The 14839-nt window shown below is 71.0% G+C and carries 10 protein-coding genes; 3 read left to right on the top strand and 7 right to left on the bottom strand.

Translation table 11 applies throughout. The features are described from left to right. Positions 1 to 159: 159 nt before the first annotated feature. From ACSDG8_RS29420 to ACSDG8_RS29410, 3 genes are all read left to right on the top strand, one after another. Positions 160 to 372, top strand: a complete 213-nt coding sequence (locus ACSDG8_RS29420) for a hypothetical protein (protein ID WP_210895316.1) — start codon at positions 160 to 162, stop codon at positions 370 to 372. Between the two features lie 207 nt (positions 373 to 579). Continuing rightward, entirely contained in the window at positions 580 to 1962 is a 1383-nt protein-coding gene (locus ACSDG8_RS29415) for a glycoside hydrolase family 43 protein (protein WP_210895317.1), read from the top strand. Positions 1963 to 2002: 40 nt separating this feature from the next. Then, on the top strand, positions 2003 to 4759 hold the full coding sequence (locus tag ACSDG8_RS29410; protein ID WP_210895318.1) for a beta-L-arabinofuranosidase domain-containing protein: 2757 nt from the start codon (positions 2003 to 2005) through the stop codon (positions 4757 to 4759). A 163-nt stretch (positions 4760 to 4922) separates the two neighbouring features. Here the strand turns inward: ACSDG8_RS29410 and ACSDG8_RS29405 are convergent, their stop codons facing one another. The 7 genes from ACSDG8_RS29405 to ACSDG8_RS29375 all read right to left on the bottom strand — a co-directional run bounded on the left by ACSDG8_RS29405 (position 4923) and on the right by ACSDG8_RS29375 (position 14747). Continuing rightward, positions 4923 to 5912 (bottom strand): LacI family DNA-binding transcriptional regulator, encoded by a 990-nt coding sequence (locus ACSDG8_RS29405; RefSeq protein ID WP_210892346.1) that lies wholly within the window; start codon positions 5910 to 5912, stop codon positions 4923 to 4925. Between the two features lie 320 nt (positions 5913 to 6232). Continuing rightward, positions 6233 to 8311: an RICIN domain-containing protein gene (locus tag ACSDG8_RS29400; RefSeq protein WP_247678083.1), complete on the bottom strand. Its 2079-nt coding sequence runs from the start codon at positions 8309 to 8311 to the stop codon at positions 6233 to 6235. Between the two features lie 243 nt (positions 8312 to 8554). Next, positions 8555 to 10057, bottom strand: coding sequence for an L-arabinose isomerase (araA, locus tag ACSDG8_RS29395; protein ID WP_210892344.1), 1503 nt, complete (start codon positions 10055 to 10057; stop codon positions 8555 to 8557). A gap of 26 nt (positions 10058 to 10083) precedes the next feature. After that, a complete protein-coding gene (gene yjfF / locus ACSDG8_RS29390; protein WP_210892342.1) occupies positions 10084 to 11076 on the bottom strand; it encodes a galactofuranose ABC transporter, permease protein YjfF in 993 nt (330 codons plus the stop codon). Then, positions 11073 to 12143: an ABC transporter permease gene (locus ACSDG8_RS29385; RefSeq protein ID WP_210892340.1), complete on the bottom strand. Its 1071-nt coding sequence runs from the start codon at positions 12141 to 12143 to the stop codon at positions 11073 to 11075. Before ACSDG8_RS29385 ends, yjfF begins: the two co-directional genes overlap by 4 nt. Further along, entirely contained in the window at positions 12140 to 13681 is a 1542-nt protein-coding gene (locus ACSDG8_RS29380) for a sugar ABC transporter ATP-binding protein (RefSeq protein WP_210892338.1), read from the bottom strand. The genes ACSDG8_RS29385 and ACSDG8_RS29380 overlap by 4 nt, the downstream gene beginning before the upstream one ends. 70 nt (positions 13682 to 13751) lie before the next feature. Further along, positions 13752 to 14747 (bottom strand): ABC transporter substrate-binding protein, encoded by a 996-nt coding sequence (locus tag ACSDG8_RS29375; protein ID WP_210892336.1) that lies wholly within the window; start codon positions 14745 to 14747, stop codon positions 13752 to 13754. Positions 14748 to 14839 lie beyond the last annotated feature (92 nt).

Raw genomic sequence — 14839 nt, 5'->3', positions numbered from 1 at the left:
CACCCCCGGCCGACACGATAGGTCACCGTGGCCGCGGCCCGGCAGCCCCGGGCGCGGAAGGTACAGCCTGCTGTACCACGACTGTCGTGCTGACGGGATCGTTACCCGCCGCTCCCCTGCCTAGTGTCGGTCGTAGAAGAAATCACCGAGGAGGCAGCCGTGAACGACCTGGACCGTACCGCCGAGACCGCCGCAGCCCCGACCACCGTCACCCGGATGCGCCCGCTGCTCTGGCTGGTGCTCATCGTGAGCGTCGCCGCGAACGTGGTGCTGTCGAGCGTCGTCGGCAACCCGTGGGCCGGCTCCGCCTTCGGCGCGCTGGCGTTGCTGAGCGGGGGGACGCTCGCCGTCGGCCACTACCGCAACCGGTGATCCGCCGCCGGCCGGGCGCCGGACAGCCGGGCAGGGCGGGCCGCGACGACAAGCGGCCCGCCCTGCGGCGTTCGCGTCGCAGGTGAGCGCGAGACGGTCACGTTAACGCTGCGAACCGATTGACAGCCAGCTATATGAACGCCAGGCTAGGGGACGTTGTTAGCGTTAACGCGGCCGTCATCTCCACCGCAGAGAAAGGCCCCCGTCGTGCCCCTGACCCGACGCGCGTTCACAGTCGGCGCCCTGTCCGCGGCCGCGGCCGCCTCCGGCGCGCTCAGCCTCCCCCGCGGCGCGCTCGCCGCGGCGAACACCGCCTACGCGATGGCATACTTCACCGAGACGCCGAACGGCCTCGGCGCCGACTACGGCCTGCACCTGGCCGTCAGCCGCGACGGGCTGAACTGGACGCCGCTGAACCAGAACAACCCGGTGGTCACCCCGACCGCCGGGCAGCTCGGCCTGCGCGACCCGTTCGTGCTGCGCCGGACCGACGGCACGTTCGTGGTGCTGGCCACCGACCTCAAGGGCACCAACTGGGGCCTGACCAGCCAGTACCTGCACGTGTGGGACTCGGCCGACCTGACCGCGTTCACCGGCTACCGGCGCATCCGCATGCACACGCTCGACACCCACACCTGGGCGCCGACCGCGTTCTGGGACGCCGCCCGCGGCCAGTACGCCATCGTCTACTCCGCCAACAACGGCCGCGACGTGTTCCTGGTCAACTACACCAGCGACTTCCGCACCGTCAGCGCCCCGCAGGTCTACTTCAGCCCCGCCTTCGGCGTGCTCGACGGCGACGTGGTGGTCGACGGCGGCACCACGTACCTCTACTACAAGAACCTCAACGACGGATACCTGTACGGCGCCCGCTCCACCACCGCCGCGCCGAACAGCTTCACCACGTACACCGGCGGGCTGCGGCAGGGCAACGCGATCGAGGCGCCGCTGCTGCTGCGCACCAACGAGGGCGGCTGGCGGCTGTGGGGCGACTCGTTCAGCCCGGTCAACAACGACTACTACGCCTGGTCCACGACGAACATCTCCGGCAACTCGTGGACGCCGCTCAACCAGCGGGACTACACCCCGCCGCTGAACTCCAAGCACGGCTCGATGATCGGCATCACCGACGCCGAGTACGCCGCGATGGTCAACCGCTGGGGCACGCCGAACTGGGTCCGGCTCAAGTCGTCGAACCTCCCCGACCGCTACGTCCGGCACGCCGACCGGATCGCCCGCGTCGACGCGTACCCGTTCGACCCGTACCAGGACCAGATGTGGCGGATGGTCCCCGGCCTGGCCGACTCCGCCGGCGTCTCATTCGAGTCGGTCAACTACCCCGGCAACTACCTGCGCCACTACGACTACGCCGTCCGGCTGGACCCGAACGACGGCACCGCCACGTTCCGTGCCGACGCCACCTTCCACCGCACCGCCGGCCTGGCCGACGCCACCTGGTCGTCGTTCCGCTCGCACAACTACCCCACCCGCTACCTGCGGCACTACGACTACCGGCTGCGCATCGACCCGCTCGGCGCCGGCTCCCCCGCGATCGACCGGCAGGACGCCACCTTCCGGGTCACCGCGTAACCGTCCCCCACCACCACCGTCCCCGCCACGGAGGCCGTCCATGCCCGCTCCCCTGGTGAACCGCCGATTCCTGCTCCGCGCCACCGGCGCCACCGCCGTCGCGGCCACCGCCGGCGCCGCCGCCGGGTCCGTCACCGCAGGCGGTACGGCGCACGCCGCCCTGCCACCGGCCCGCCCCGACATCGGCGTCTCCGCATACGCCTTCGACCCAGGACAGGTCCGGCTGACCGCGAGTCGCTGGCAGGACAACCAGAACCGCACTGTCGCCTACCTGCGCTTCGTGGACGTCAACCGGCTGCTCTACAACTTCCGGGCCAACCACCGTCTCTCCACCGGCGGCGCCGCCTCCAACGGCGGCTGGGACGCGCCGAACTTCCCGTTCCGCACCCACATGCAGGGCCACTTCCTGACCGCCTGGGCGCAGGCGTGGGCGGTGCTCGGCGACACGACCTGCCGGGACAAGGCGCTCACCATGGTCGCCGAGCTGGCCCGCTGCCAGGCCAACAACGGCGCGGCCGGGTTCAGCGCCGGCTACCTGTCCGGCTTCCCGGAGTCCGACTTCGCCGCGCTGGAGGCCCGGACGCTCAGCAACGGCAACGTCCCCTACTACTGCATCCACAAGACGCTGGCCGGGTTGCTGGACGTGTGGCGGCTGATCGGCAGCACCCAGGCCCGGGACGTGCTGCTCGCGCTGGCCGGCTGGGTCGACCAGCGCACCGGCCGGCTCACCTCGGCGCAGATGCAGGCCATGCTGGGCACCGAGTTCGGCGGCATGAACGCGGTGCTGACTGACCTCTACCAGCAGACCGGCGACGGGCGGTGGCTCACCGTCGCGCAGCGCTTCGACCACGCCGCCGTGTTCAACCCGCTCGCCGCCAACTCCGACCAGCTCAACGGCCTGCACGCCAACACCCAGGTGCCCAAGTGGATCGGCGCGGCCCGGGAGTACAAGGCCACCGGCGTCACCCGCTACCGGGACATCGCCGCGAACGCGTGGGCCATCACCGTCGGAGCGCACACGTACGCCATCGGCGGCAACAGCCAGGCGGAGCACTTCCGCGCTCCGAACGCGATCGCGGGCTACCTGCGCAACGACACGTGCGAGGCGTGCAACACGTACAACATGCTCAAGCTGACCCGGGAGCTGTGGCAGCTCGACCCGGACCGGGTCGCGTACGCCGACTTCTACGAGCGCGCGCTGCTCAACCACATGATCGGCCAGCAGAACCCGGCCGACGCGCACGGCCACGTCACGTACTTCACCCCGCTCAACCCGGGCGGGCGGCGCGGCGTCGGCCCGGCGTGGGGCGGCGGCACCTGGAGCACCGACTACAACTCCTTCTGGTGCTGCCAGGGCACCGGGCTGGAGACCAACACCACGCTCGCGGACGGCATCTACTTCCACAACGGCACCACGCTGACCGTCAACCTGTTCATGCCCTCGGTGCTGACCTGGAGCCAGCGCGGCATCACCGTCACGCAGGCCACCTCGTACCCGGTCGGCGACACCACGACGCTCACAGTGACCGGCTCGGTGAGCGGGTCGTGGACGATGCGGATCCGGATCCCGGCGTGGACCAGCGGGGCGAGCGTCAGCGTCAACGGCGTCGCGGCGGGCATCGCCACCACGCCCGGCAGCTACGCCGTCCTGACCCGCGACTGGACCTCCGGCGACACGGTCACCGTCCGGCTGCCGATGCGCGTGGCGACGGTGGCCGCGAACGACGACGCCGCGGTCGCCGCCGTCACGTACGGGCCGGTGGTGCTCTCCGGCAACTACGGCAACACCACGCTGAGCGCCCTGCCGACGCTGGACCCCGCCTCGGTCACCCGCACCGGCACGGGCAGCCTCGCGTTCACCGCCCGGGCCGACGGCGCGACAGTCAACCTCGGGCCGTTCTACGACGCCCACGGCCACAACTACACGGTCTACTGGCGGGTCGGCACGGGCGGCGGCGGTGGTGGCGAGGCGAGTTTCCGCCTGGCGAACGCGGCGAGCGGCCTGGTGCTCGGCATCCAGAACATGTCCACCGCCGACGGCGGCCTCGCCCTGCAGTGGGGCGACACCGGCACCGCCGACCACAACTGGCAGCTCGTCGTCGACGGGTCGGCGCTGCGGTTGCGCAACGTCAACAGCGGCAAGGTGCTGGGCGTGGAGAACATGTCCACCGCCGACGGCGCGCGGATCCTGCAATGGGCGGACAACGGCACCGCCGACCATCTCTGGACCGTGGTCGACGTCGGCGACGGCAGCCACAAGCTGCGCAACGTGCACACCGGCAAGCTGCTCGGCATCTCCGGCGGCTCCACCGCGCAGGGCGCGTTCGCCGTCCAGGACCCGGACAACGGCAGCCTGGACAACCAGTGGCGGTTCCTGCCGAACGGGGCACGGCGGATCCAGAACCTCGGCAGCGGGCTGGTGCTCGGCGTGCAGGACATGTCCACCGCCGACGGCGGGCTCGTCATCCAGTGGGGTGACACCGGCACCGCCGACCACCTCTGGACCGCGCTCGTGGACACCGGCGGCTACCTGCGGCTGCGCAACGGCAACAGCGGCAAGGTGCTGGGCGTCGAGGGCGGCTCGGCAGCGGCCGGCGCCCGGATCGTGCAGTGGGCCGACAACGGCACCGCCGACCACAGGTGGCGGCTGCGTCACGGTGGCAACGGCTGGTTCCGGATCCAGTGCGCGAACGGGGGTCGCGTCCTGGGCCTCAGCGGCGGCTCGGGCGCTCAGGGCGCGCAGGCGGTCCTCGCCGACGACACCGGCGCGTCCCACCAGCGCTGGCGCTTCCTCTGACCCACCCCCACCCCCGCCCGCCCCCGCCCGCCCGCCCGCCCCCGCCGATCTTGCACTCTCGGCCCCCGCGAAGTTCGCCTATCGGACATCCTGCGGGCCCGAAGTGCAAGATCGGCGAGGAGGGTGGGGTGAGGGTGGGGTGGGGAGCGCGGCGGGGTGGGCGTCAGCGGGTGGGGGGTGGGCCTACGCTTCGGCGTGGGACCAGGGTGGGGGCGATGGTCTGGCGCAGTGGGCCGGCCGACTCCGACTCGATCTGGGCCAGCAGCAGGTCCAGGCTCGCCGCGGCCACCGCCGTGAAGTCGGGCCGCACCGTGGTCAGCGGCGGGATGAAGTACGCCGCCTCGGGCACGTCGTCGAACCCGACGACGCTGATGTCGTCCGGTACGCGGCGGCCGTGCTCGTGCAGCGCGCGCAGCACGCCCAGCGCCAGGTGGTCGTTCGCCGTGAAGACCGCGGTGACCTCCGGCATCCGGGCCAGCATCTGCCCGCACCGGTAGCCCGCGGCAGCGGACCAGTCCGCCGGGACCAGCGGGGGGACCTCGGCTCCCGCCTGCCGCAGCGCCTCGCGCCACCCCTCGATCCGGCCGGCGCTGTCGAACCAGTCCGACGGGCCGGACACGTGCCAGACGGTGCGGTGCCCGGCAGCGAGGAGGTGCTCGGTCGCGGCCCGGGCACCGGCGACCTGGTCGACTGTGACCAGCGGGATGGGCCGCCGCGGATCGCCGTCGACCGTCACCAGCGGCACGTCCTTCGGCAGCCGTTCGAGCGCCTCCCCGGCGGACTCGACCGGCGCGATAACCACTATGCCGGCCACCCGGTGCGCCAGGTGCCGCTCCACCGCCGCCGAGATGGAGCGGTGGTCGAGGTCGCGGACACTGCCGACGCTCACCGCGAACCCGGCCTCGGCGGCGGTCTGCTCCAGCGCGGCCAGCAGCGACGCCGGGCCGTACAGGGTGGTGTTCTGGGCGACCACGCCGATCACCTGAGAACGGCCGGTCACCAGCGCGCGGGCCGCGCGGTTGGGCCGGTAGCCGAGCTCGGTGATGGCGGCCTGGACCCGCAGCCGGGTCTGTTCACGCACGTTGGGATGCCCGTTGAGGACCCGGGAGACCGTCTGGTGCGAAACCCCGGCGAGGCGAGCCACGTCCGTCATCGCAGGACCGCGCACGGCCACCTCACTTTCGCCACTGCCCGCGGCGGCCGCACCCGGTCGATCTCGACCGGACCGTCCCGGGTGGCGACAGTCTACGCCAGCGGTCCCATCGGTATCGGCACCGCCGATCGACCGTTCCCATCGTGGCGCGCCGATATCGCGGAATCGACCGGCGGCTCATTCCCTTCCGTTGGGCAGTGGCACGAACAGGCAGCTCGCAGCGGGTGGAATTGGGCCCGGGGTGCGGCATTTCCGGCGATTGCCGGAGCCGCACCCCGGGCTATTGAAGATGTGTCAACGGCCGCGAATGGTGACCGTTGTCACGGTGTCGTGAGCGAGAACTGCCGCACCGTCACCGCGCCGCCAAGGGATTGGGTGGCGTAGTTGAAGAAGCCGAACCGGTAGCCCATGAAGAACTGCCACGCGTTGTTGAGCGTCAGCGCGTTGCCCAGCGACACGAAGTTGACCCCGTCGGTGCTGTAGGAGAACCGCGCCTGCCGCCCGGAGCCGGGCCGGATGTCGGCGTTCGCGCGCAGCCAGATCCGCCCGCCGGACACCGCCGCGCTGGCGATCTCCGTCCCGGTGCTCGTGGTGTTCCAGTTCGAGCCCATGGTCAGGCCGTTCGTCATCACCACCCGGGTCGCGCCGTTGTCCCGCCGTACGCCGATCCAGGCCGAGCTGTCCCGCAGCATCGCCAGGCCGGCCCGGTCACCGTCGCGCATGGTCGAGTAGTCCAGCTCGATGGTGCCGGTCGAGGTCGGACCCTGGATGCGGTGGGTGAGCGTGTTGCGGGCCCGGTACAGGTCGTTCGTGACGGTGGCGGTCTGCAGGCGCAGGCCGTTGTTCACCGACCACCTGCTGTTGTCCGGGTTGTGGTTCCACTCGTACTGCGGGCCGAGCGTGGTGCCGGAGAACGTGTCGGTGCCGGTGAGCGGCTTGACCGCACGGGTCGGCAGCGGGTTGGGGTAGCTGGCGCCCCAGGCCCCGTTGACGGTCTGCACCTGCGGCCAGCCGTCGGAGGTCCAGGTGATCGGCGCCAGGGTCGGCATCCGGCCACCGGGGTACGCGTCGGTGAAGGCCATGTAGTACCACGCGCCGGTCTGCGTCTGCACCAGCCCGCCCTGGTGCGGCACGCCGCCACCGGAGATCGGGCCGGGCATGTTCAGCAGCACCTGCCGCTGCTCGTACGGGCCGAACGGGCCGTTCGTGGACTTCAGCACGTACTGGCCGTTGGCCGGCCGGGTCAGCCAGATGTAGTACGCGCCGTTGCGCTTGTAGAAGCGCGCGCCCTCCAGCGTGCCGATGCTCGACGGCGTCTGGTAGACCTGCTGGGCCCGGACCTGGCTGCGCCCGTCGGCGGACAGCTGGGCCACGCTGATCGTGCCGTTGCCGTACGCGACGTACATGGTGTCGTTGTCGTCGATCAGCATGCCGGCGTCGTAGTAGCAGTTGGGGATGGTGGTCAGCCGGCTCCACGCGCCGTCGACAGCGGCGGCGGTGTAGATGTGGGTCTGCGCGAAGTCGATGCACCCGGCCCAGTAGAACGTGCGGTTGCTCGGCCGGTAGTTGAGCGTCGACGCCCAGATGCCGTCCACGTACGCCTGCTCGCTGCCGCTCAGGTCGTACTTGGTGCCGAACTCCAGCCGCGGCACCGAGTGCCCGGCGAACTCCCAGTTCACCAGGTCCCAGGAGCGCAGCACCGGCGCGCCCGGCGAGTAGTGCATGGTGGAGGCGGACATGTAGTAGACGTCGCCGACCCGGATGATGTCGACGTCGGCGAAGTCCTGCCAGACGGCCGGGTTGGTGAAGTTGCCGCTCGGCGTGCCAGGGTCACCCGGGTTGCCGCCGACCCGGACCAACTGCCACTGCTGGTTCGCGCCGTTCCAGTCGTCGTACTGGACGATGTTGCCGCCGTCGGCGGTGGAGGCGTTCTGCACCTCCATCACCTTGTTCGAGTTCCGGTTGATCAGCCGGACGTACCCGCTGTCGGAGTCGGCCAGCCGGAACTGCTGGTTGTTGCCGCCGTGGTCGGTCCACTGGACCACCGCGGCGCCGTTGGCGGTGGACGCGCCGGTCACGTCCAGCACCTTGCCGGAGTGCCGGGAGCGCAGCCGGTAGTAGCCGCCGCCGGAGTCCACGAACTGCCACTGCTGCCAGGCGCCGTCGTTGCGCGTCCACTGGGTGATCCGCGCCCCGTCGTTCGTCGCCTGGTTGTACAGGTCCAGCGCCTTGCCGCTGTTGCGGTTCACCAGCACGTAGTACGCGCTGGTGTCCACTGTGGCCGCCGACACCGGCGCGGGCACGGCGCCCACCACCACGCCACCGACCAGAAGCGCCACCACACCGGCCAGCAGCCGGGACAGGCGCCCACGTCCACGGGACAGTCGAGCCGTCACCATGATCCTCCTTCGTCGACCGGAGCCCGGGCACGACGACACGCGCCGACGACGACGCGTTATCGCTAACAGCGATGCCCACCCAGGCGGGAGTCGGATCCCTGGCAACTGCGGCGCAGATCGCGCCCGGAACGGCCCGCGAGCGGTGCCGGCGACCCTATCCATCGACTGTGAGCGATAACATGCCGTTCGTCAAGCCGTAACACGCCGCCCGCCACGCGGGTCGGCGTGGCGGGCGGCGAGGGCTCAGAATCCCCGGGCGAGCCGGTAGTACGCCTGGTTCCAGCGCAGTTCGTCGGCGAAGCGGTGCGGCCGCGTGTCGGCGTCGATGACCACCAGCTCGGTCCGGGCCATCGCGGCCAGGTCACGCAGCTCCTCCACGCCGACGGCCTGGGAGAGCACGGTGTGGTGCGGCGCGCCCGCGGTGATCCACGCCTCCGCCGAGCCGGCCAGGTCGGGCTGCGGACGCCAGACCGCGCGGGCCACCGGCAGCCGGCGCAGCGGGTGCGGCGGCGGCACCACGTCCACCGTGTTGGCGACCAGCCGGAACCGCTCCCCCATGTCCGCCATGCCCAGCACGACGGCCGGGCCGGGCGCGGCGTCGAAGACCAGGCGCACCGGGTCCTCCCGCCCGCCGATGCTCAGCGGGTGCACCTCCGCGCTCGGCACGTCGGCGGCGATGCTCGGGCACACCTCCAGCATGTGCGCGCCGAGGATCAGCTCCTGGCCGAACGTCAGGTCGTAGGTGTAGTCCTCCATGAACGAGGTGCCGCCCGGCACGCCGACGGCCATCGCCTTGAGCGTGTGCACCAGCACCGAGGTCTTCCAGTCGCCCTCGCCGCCGAAGCCGTAGCCGTCGGCCATCAGGCGCTGCACCGCGATGCCGGGGAGCTGGCGCAGTCCGCCGAGGTCCTCGAAGTTCGTGGTGAACGCCCGGAACCCGCCCGCCTCCAGGAACGCGCGCAGGCCCAGCTCCTGACGCGCCGCGTACCGCAGCGAGTCGTGCCGGTCCCCGCCGGGCCGCAGCTCCGGCGCCACCCGGAAGGTGTCGTCGTACTCCTTGACCAGGTCGTCCACCTGCGCGTCCGCCACCTGGTCGACGGCCGCGACGAGGTCGTTGACGCCGTAGGTGTTCACCGAGACGCCGAAGCGCAGCTCCGCCTCGACCTTGTCCCCCTCGGTGACCGCGACGTCGCGCATGTTGTCGCCGAAGCGCGCCAGCCGCAGCGTGCGCAGCGCCGACCAGCCGACGGCGGCCCGGGCCCAGGCCGCGACCCGGCCGACGACGCGTGGGTCGGTGACGTGCCCGGCGACGGTCTTGCGGGCCACCCCGAGCCGGGTCTGGACGAACCCGAACTCCCGGTCGCCGTGCGCGGCCTGGTTGAGGTTCATGAAGTCCATGTCGATCTCGTCCCACGGCAGCGCCACGTTCGCCTGCGTGTGCAGGTGCAGCAGCGGCGTCCGCAGCGCGTCCAGCCCGGAGATCCACATCTTGGCCGGGGAGAACGTGTGCATCCAGGCGATCACCCCGACCGCGCCCTGCACCGCGGCGTCCCGGCACACGGCCAGGATGTCCGCGCTGGAGGTGAGGACCGGCTTCCAGACCACGCGTACGGGGATGTCCGGCGACTCGTCCAGGCGCGCGGCGATCTGCCGGGACTGCTCGGCGACCTGCCGCAGGGTGTCCTCGCCGTAGAGGCCCTGGCTGCCGGTGAGGAACCAGACCTCGGGCTGGGGGTGAGTTGCCATGTTGTTGCCTTCCGCGCTAGGAACCGTCACTTGAACCGGATGCCGATGAGCCGCTGGAGGAGGATGAACGCGAAGAGCAGCCCGCCGATCACGATCTTGGTCCACCAGGAGTTGAGGCTGCCGTCGAACGTGATCAGGGTCTGGATCACGCCGAGCACCAGCACGCCGAGCACGGTGCCGAAGACGTACCCGGAACCGCCGGTGAGCACGGTGCCGCCGATCACGACGGCGGCGATCACGTCCAGCTCCATGCCGACGGCGATCAGCGGCGCGCCGGAGAGCGTGTAGAACGACAGCAGGATGCCGCCGATCGCCGAGCAGAGCCCGCTGATCGTGTAGACGGCGATCCGGGTCCGCGCCACCGGCAGGCCCATCAGCAGCGCCGACTGCGCGTTGCCGCCGACCGCGTACACGTTGCGGCCGAACCGGGTGTACGCCAGCACGTACGCCGCGATCAGCACCACCGCGAACGCGATCAGCACGCTTATCGACACGAAGTTGCCGGCCGGATCGCCGATGCGCTGCTGCGACATCGACGTCCAGAAGCCGTCGGTGATGGAGATCGAGGAGTCGCTGATGAACGTGCACATGCCGCGGGCGAAGAACATCCCGGCGAGTGTGACGATGAACGGCTGGATCTCGAAGAAATGGATCGCGCAGCCCATCAGGAAGCCCAGCGTCGGGCCGATCAGCAGCGCGATCACCAGCACCAGGCCCGCGGGCAGGCCGTCGCGCAGCAGCGACGCCGACACCATCGCGGTCATCGCGACCACCGAGCCGACGGACAGGTCGATGCCGCCGGTGAGGATCACGAACGTCATGCCGACCGCGACGACGAGCACGAAGCCGTTGTCGATGAAGACGTTGAAGACGACCTGGATGTTGGAGAACGCGCGGTACTGGGACACGCCGATGCCGTACATGACGAGCAGCAGGGCGAGCGTGGCCAGCACCGGGACGTGCCGCCGGGGCAGGCTGGGCCGCCAGGAGCGGCCGGTGGTCAACGACGTGCTGCTCATGCCGGCACCTGCTCCTTCTCCCGCTGCGGCGCCGCCGGCCCGGGCTCGGTCCCGCGCCGCCGCCGGCGCAGCCGGGCGCGGAACGCCGGGGCCTGCACGAGGCAGACGGCGATGACGACGACCGCCTTGAACAGCAGCGACGTCTGCGGCGAGATGTTCATGGCGTACACCGTGGTGGTCAGGGTCTGGATGATCAGCGCGCCGAGGACGGTGCCGGCGAGGGAGAACCGGCCACCGGCGAGCGACGTGCCGCCGATCACGACCGCGAGGATCGCGTCGAGCTCGATCCAGAGGCCGGCGGCGTTGCCGTCGGCGCTGGACACGTTCGCGGTGACCATGAAACCGGCGAGCGCCGCACACGCGGCGCTGATCACGTAGACGAGGAAGACGATGCGCCGCGACCGGATGCCGGCCAGCCGGCTGGCCTCGGCGTTGCCGCCGACCGACTCGACGATCAGGCCGAGCGCGGTGCGCCGGGTGAACACGGCCACGAGCAGCGCGGCGGCGAGCGCGATCAGGATGGCCAGCGGCAGCGTCAGGAAGTGCCCGAGCCCGATGGCCCGGTAGGGACCGGAGTTGATCGTGATGATCTGCCCCTCGGTGACCAGCTGGGCGATGCCCCGGCCGGCCACCATGAGGATCAGCGTGGCGATGATCGGCTGGATGCCGATGACCGCCACGAGTATCCCGTTCCACGCGCCGAGCAGGAGCGCGGCGCCGAAGGCCAGGGCCAGCGCGGTGGCCACGGTGGCCGGGCTGTTCTGGTCGGCCGCCCCGCTGATGTGCAGGCAGGCGATCGCGCCGCTGATGGCGCAGAGCGACCCGACGGACAGGTCGATGCCGCCGGTGGCGATGACGAGCGTCATCCCGAGCGCGACCAGGATCAGCGGCGCGCTCAGCCGCAGGATGTCGATCGGCGTGCCGTACAGGTGGCCGTTCTTGACCTCGACGGCGAGGAAGCCGGGACGGTAGACGGTGTTCGCGGCGAGCATCACCACGAGCACCAGCGCCGGCCAGAACAGGCGGTGGCCGGTAAGCGGGCGGAGGCGGTCGGCGACGGCGGTCATCGGGTCACCTCCTTCCGCGTGGTTCCACTGGCGATGGTGCGCATGACGCGGTCGGCGTCGAGCGTGTCGTCGTTGTCGAGCTGGGCGACCATCTCGCGGTCGCGCATGACCGCGACCCGATGGCTCAGGCGCAGCACCTCCTCCAGCTCGGCGGAGATGAACAGCACCGCCATGCCGCCGTCGGAGAGCTGCACCACCAGCTTCTGGATCTCGGCCTTCGCGCCGACGTCGATGCCGCGGGTCGGCTCGTCCAGGATGAGCAGGCGCGGCTCGGTGATGAGCCAGCGGGCCAGCAGCACCTTCTGCTGGTTGCCGCCGGACAGGTTGCGCACCGGCAGTTCCGGGTTGGCCGGGCGGATACTCAGCGCCTCCACGTACCTGCGGACCAGCTCGTCCTGGCGGCGGCGCGGGATCGGACGCAGCCAGCCGCGCGCGGCCTGCATCGCCAGGATCATGTTCTCCCGGACCGTCAGCTCCGGGACGATGCCCTCGGCCCGGCGGTTCTCCGAGCAGAACCCGACGCCCTGACCGATGGCCTGGATCGGGTTGCGCACCGGCGCCCGGCCGCCGTCGAGCCGGACCTGGCCGTGGTCGGACCGGTCCGCGCCGAAGATCAGCCGAGCCACCTCGGTACGGCCGGAGCCGAGCAGGCCGGCCAGGCCGACCACCTCACCGGCGTGGATGCGCAGGCTGAACGGGGCGACCGCGCCGCGCCGGCCCAGCTCGGCGGCGTCCACGAGCGGGGCCTTGTCCGCGGTGTCGACGGTGGCGCGCTTCTGCTGCTCGTCGAGCCGCTCCAGCACGTCCAGCTCCTGCCCGATCATCTTCTCGACCAGGCTGAACTGCGGCAGCTCCTCGGTGCGGTACTCCCCCACCAGCGTGCCGTTGCGCAGCACCGTGATCCGATCGGCGATGCCGTAGACCTGGTCGAGGAAGTGCGTCACGAACAGGATCGCGATGCCCTCGTCGCGCAGCTGGCGCATGATCCGGAACAGCTGCGCGACCTCGCCGGCGTCCAGGCTGGACGTCGGCTCGTCGAGGATCAGCACCCGCGCCTGCACGTCGATCGCCCGGGCGATGGCGACCATCTGCTGCACCGCGAGCGAGTACGTGCCGAGCGGCGCGGCGACGTCGAGGTCGAGGTCGAGACGGGACAGCAGGTCACGCGCCCGCCGGCGCATCTCGCCCCAGCGCACCGCGCCGAACCGGCGCGGCTCGCGGCCGATGAAGACGTTCTCCGCCACCGACAGGTTGGTGCAGAGGTTGACCTCCTGGTAGACGGTGCTGACGCCGGCCGCGGCGGCCTGCATCGGCCCGCTGAACGAGACCTGCTCGCCGTCGAGGGTGATGACGCCCGCATCGGTCCCGTAGACGCCGGTCAGCACCTTGATCAGGGTGGACTTGCCGGCGCCGTTCTCACCCATCAGGGCGTGGACCTCGCCCGGGAACAGCCGGAAGTCGACGTCGTGCAGCGCGCGGACCCCGGGGAAGGTCTTGCTGATGCCGGTCATGGTCAGGACCGGACGGTTACCCGTCATCCCATCGGACCTCTTCTAGACGGTGGTGGCACGGGGGCCGCCGTCTCGCGACGGCGACCCCCGGGGTGGGTCAGTACTTGCGGTTGGGCAGTGCCTCCTTGGCCTGCTCCTGGGTGAAGGTGGTCTCCTCGGTCTCGATCCGGGCGGGGACCTCCTCGCCGGCCTTGACCTTCTTGGCCAGATCCATCAGCTGCGGGCCGAGCAGCGGGCTGCACTCGGCGATGAAGTTGAACTTGCCGTCCGCGAGGGCCTGCATGCCGTCCTTCACCGCGTCGACGGTGATGATGGTGATGTCCTTGCCGGGCGTCTTGCCCGCCGCGCTGATCGCCTCGAGCGCGCCCAGGCCCATGTCGTCGTTGTGCGCGAAGAGCACGTCGATCTTCGGGTTGGCCTTGAGGAACTGCTCCATCACCTGCTTGCCGCCGGCGCGGGTGAAGTCACCCGACTGCGAGGCGACGATCTTCAGGTTGGGGTTGGCGGCGATCGCCTCGGCGAAGCCCTTCTTCCGGTCGTTGGCCGGGGCCGAGCCGGTGGTGCCCTGCAGCTCGACGATGTTGACCGGGCCGGACGCCGCCTTCTTCTGCTCCACCAGCCACTCGCCGGCGAGGCGGCCCTCCTTGACGAAGTCCGAGCCGAGGAAGGTCTTGTAGAGCGACTTGTCGGCCGAGTCGACAGCGCGGTCGGTCAGGATGACCGGGATCTTCGCGTCCTTGGCCTCCTTGAGCACGGTGTCCCAGCCCGACTCCACCACCGGCGAGAAGGCGATCACGTCGACCTTCTGCTGGATGAAGTTGCGGATCGCCTTGATCTGGTTCTCCTGCTTCTGCTGCGCGTCGTCGAACTTCAGCTCGATGCCGGCCGCGGCGGCCGCTTCCTTGATCGAGGTGGTGTTCGCGGTGCGCCAGCCGCTCTCGGCGCCCACCTGGGAGAAGCCCAGGACGATCTTGTCGTTGCCGTCACCGGACTCGCCGCCGGTGTCGCTGTTGCCGCAGGCCGCCATGCTGCCGGCGAGCAGCACGCCGGCGAACGCGGCGATGACCCTGCGGGCCGTGCTCCTGGTTCTCATCGGTTCTCCTCCGGGGTTGGATGTTCCGGCCGCACGGCGGGGAGCCGGTGCGGCCGGGTGTGGTGGTGGGGTGGATGCGCGGCGCCCGGTCC

The organism is Micromonospora sp. LA-10, assembly GCF_051853095.1.
GTDB lineage: Bacteria > Actinomycetota > Actinomycetes > Mycobacteriales > Micromonosporaceae > Micromonospora > Micromonospora echinospora_A.
Note: the sequence above shows the minus strand (reverse complement) of the source record. Positions and strands in the feature narration are given on the sequence as shown.

Coding starts and splice junctions, on each gene's coding strand:
- ACSDG8_RS29405 (WP_210892346.1), bottom strand. CDS start 5,912: ATGACGGACGTGGCTCGCCTCGCCGGGGTTTCGCACCAGACGGTCTCC.
- ACSDG8_RS29380 (WP_210892338.1), bottom strand. CDS start 13,681: ATGACGGGTAACCGTCCGGTCCTGACCATGACCGGCATCAGCAAGACC.
- ACSDG8_RS29400 (WP_247678083.1), bottom strand. CDS start 8,311: ATGGTGACGGCTCGACTGTCCCGTGGACGTGGGCGCCTGTCCCGGCTG.
- ACSDG8_RS29410 (WP_210895318.1), top strand. CDS start 2,003: ATGCCCGCTCCCCTGGTGAACCGCCGATTCCTGCTCCGCGCCACCGGC.
- yjfF (WP_210892342.1), bottom strand. CDS start 11,076: ATGAGCAGCACGTCGTTGACCACCGGCCGCTCCTGGCGGCCCAGCCTG.
- ACSDG8_RS29385 (WP_210892340.1), bottom strand. CDS start 12,143: ATGACCGCCGTCGCCGACCGCCTCCGCCCGCTTACCGGCCACCGCCTG.
- ACSDG8_RS29375 (WP_210892336.1), bottom strand. CDS start 14,747: ATGAGAACCAGGAGCACGGCCCGCAGGGTCATCGCCGCGTTCGCCGGC.
- araA (WP_210892344.1), bottom strand. CDS start 10,057: ATGGCAACTCACCCCCAGCCCGAGGTCTGGTTCCTCACCGGCAGCCAG.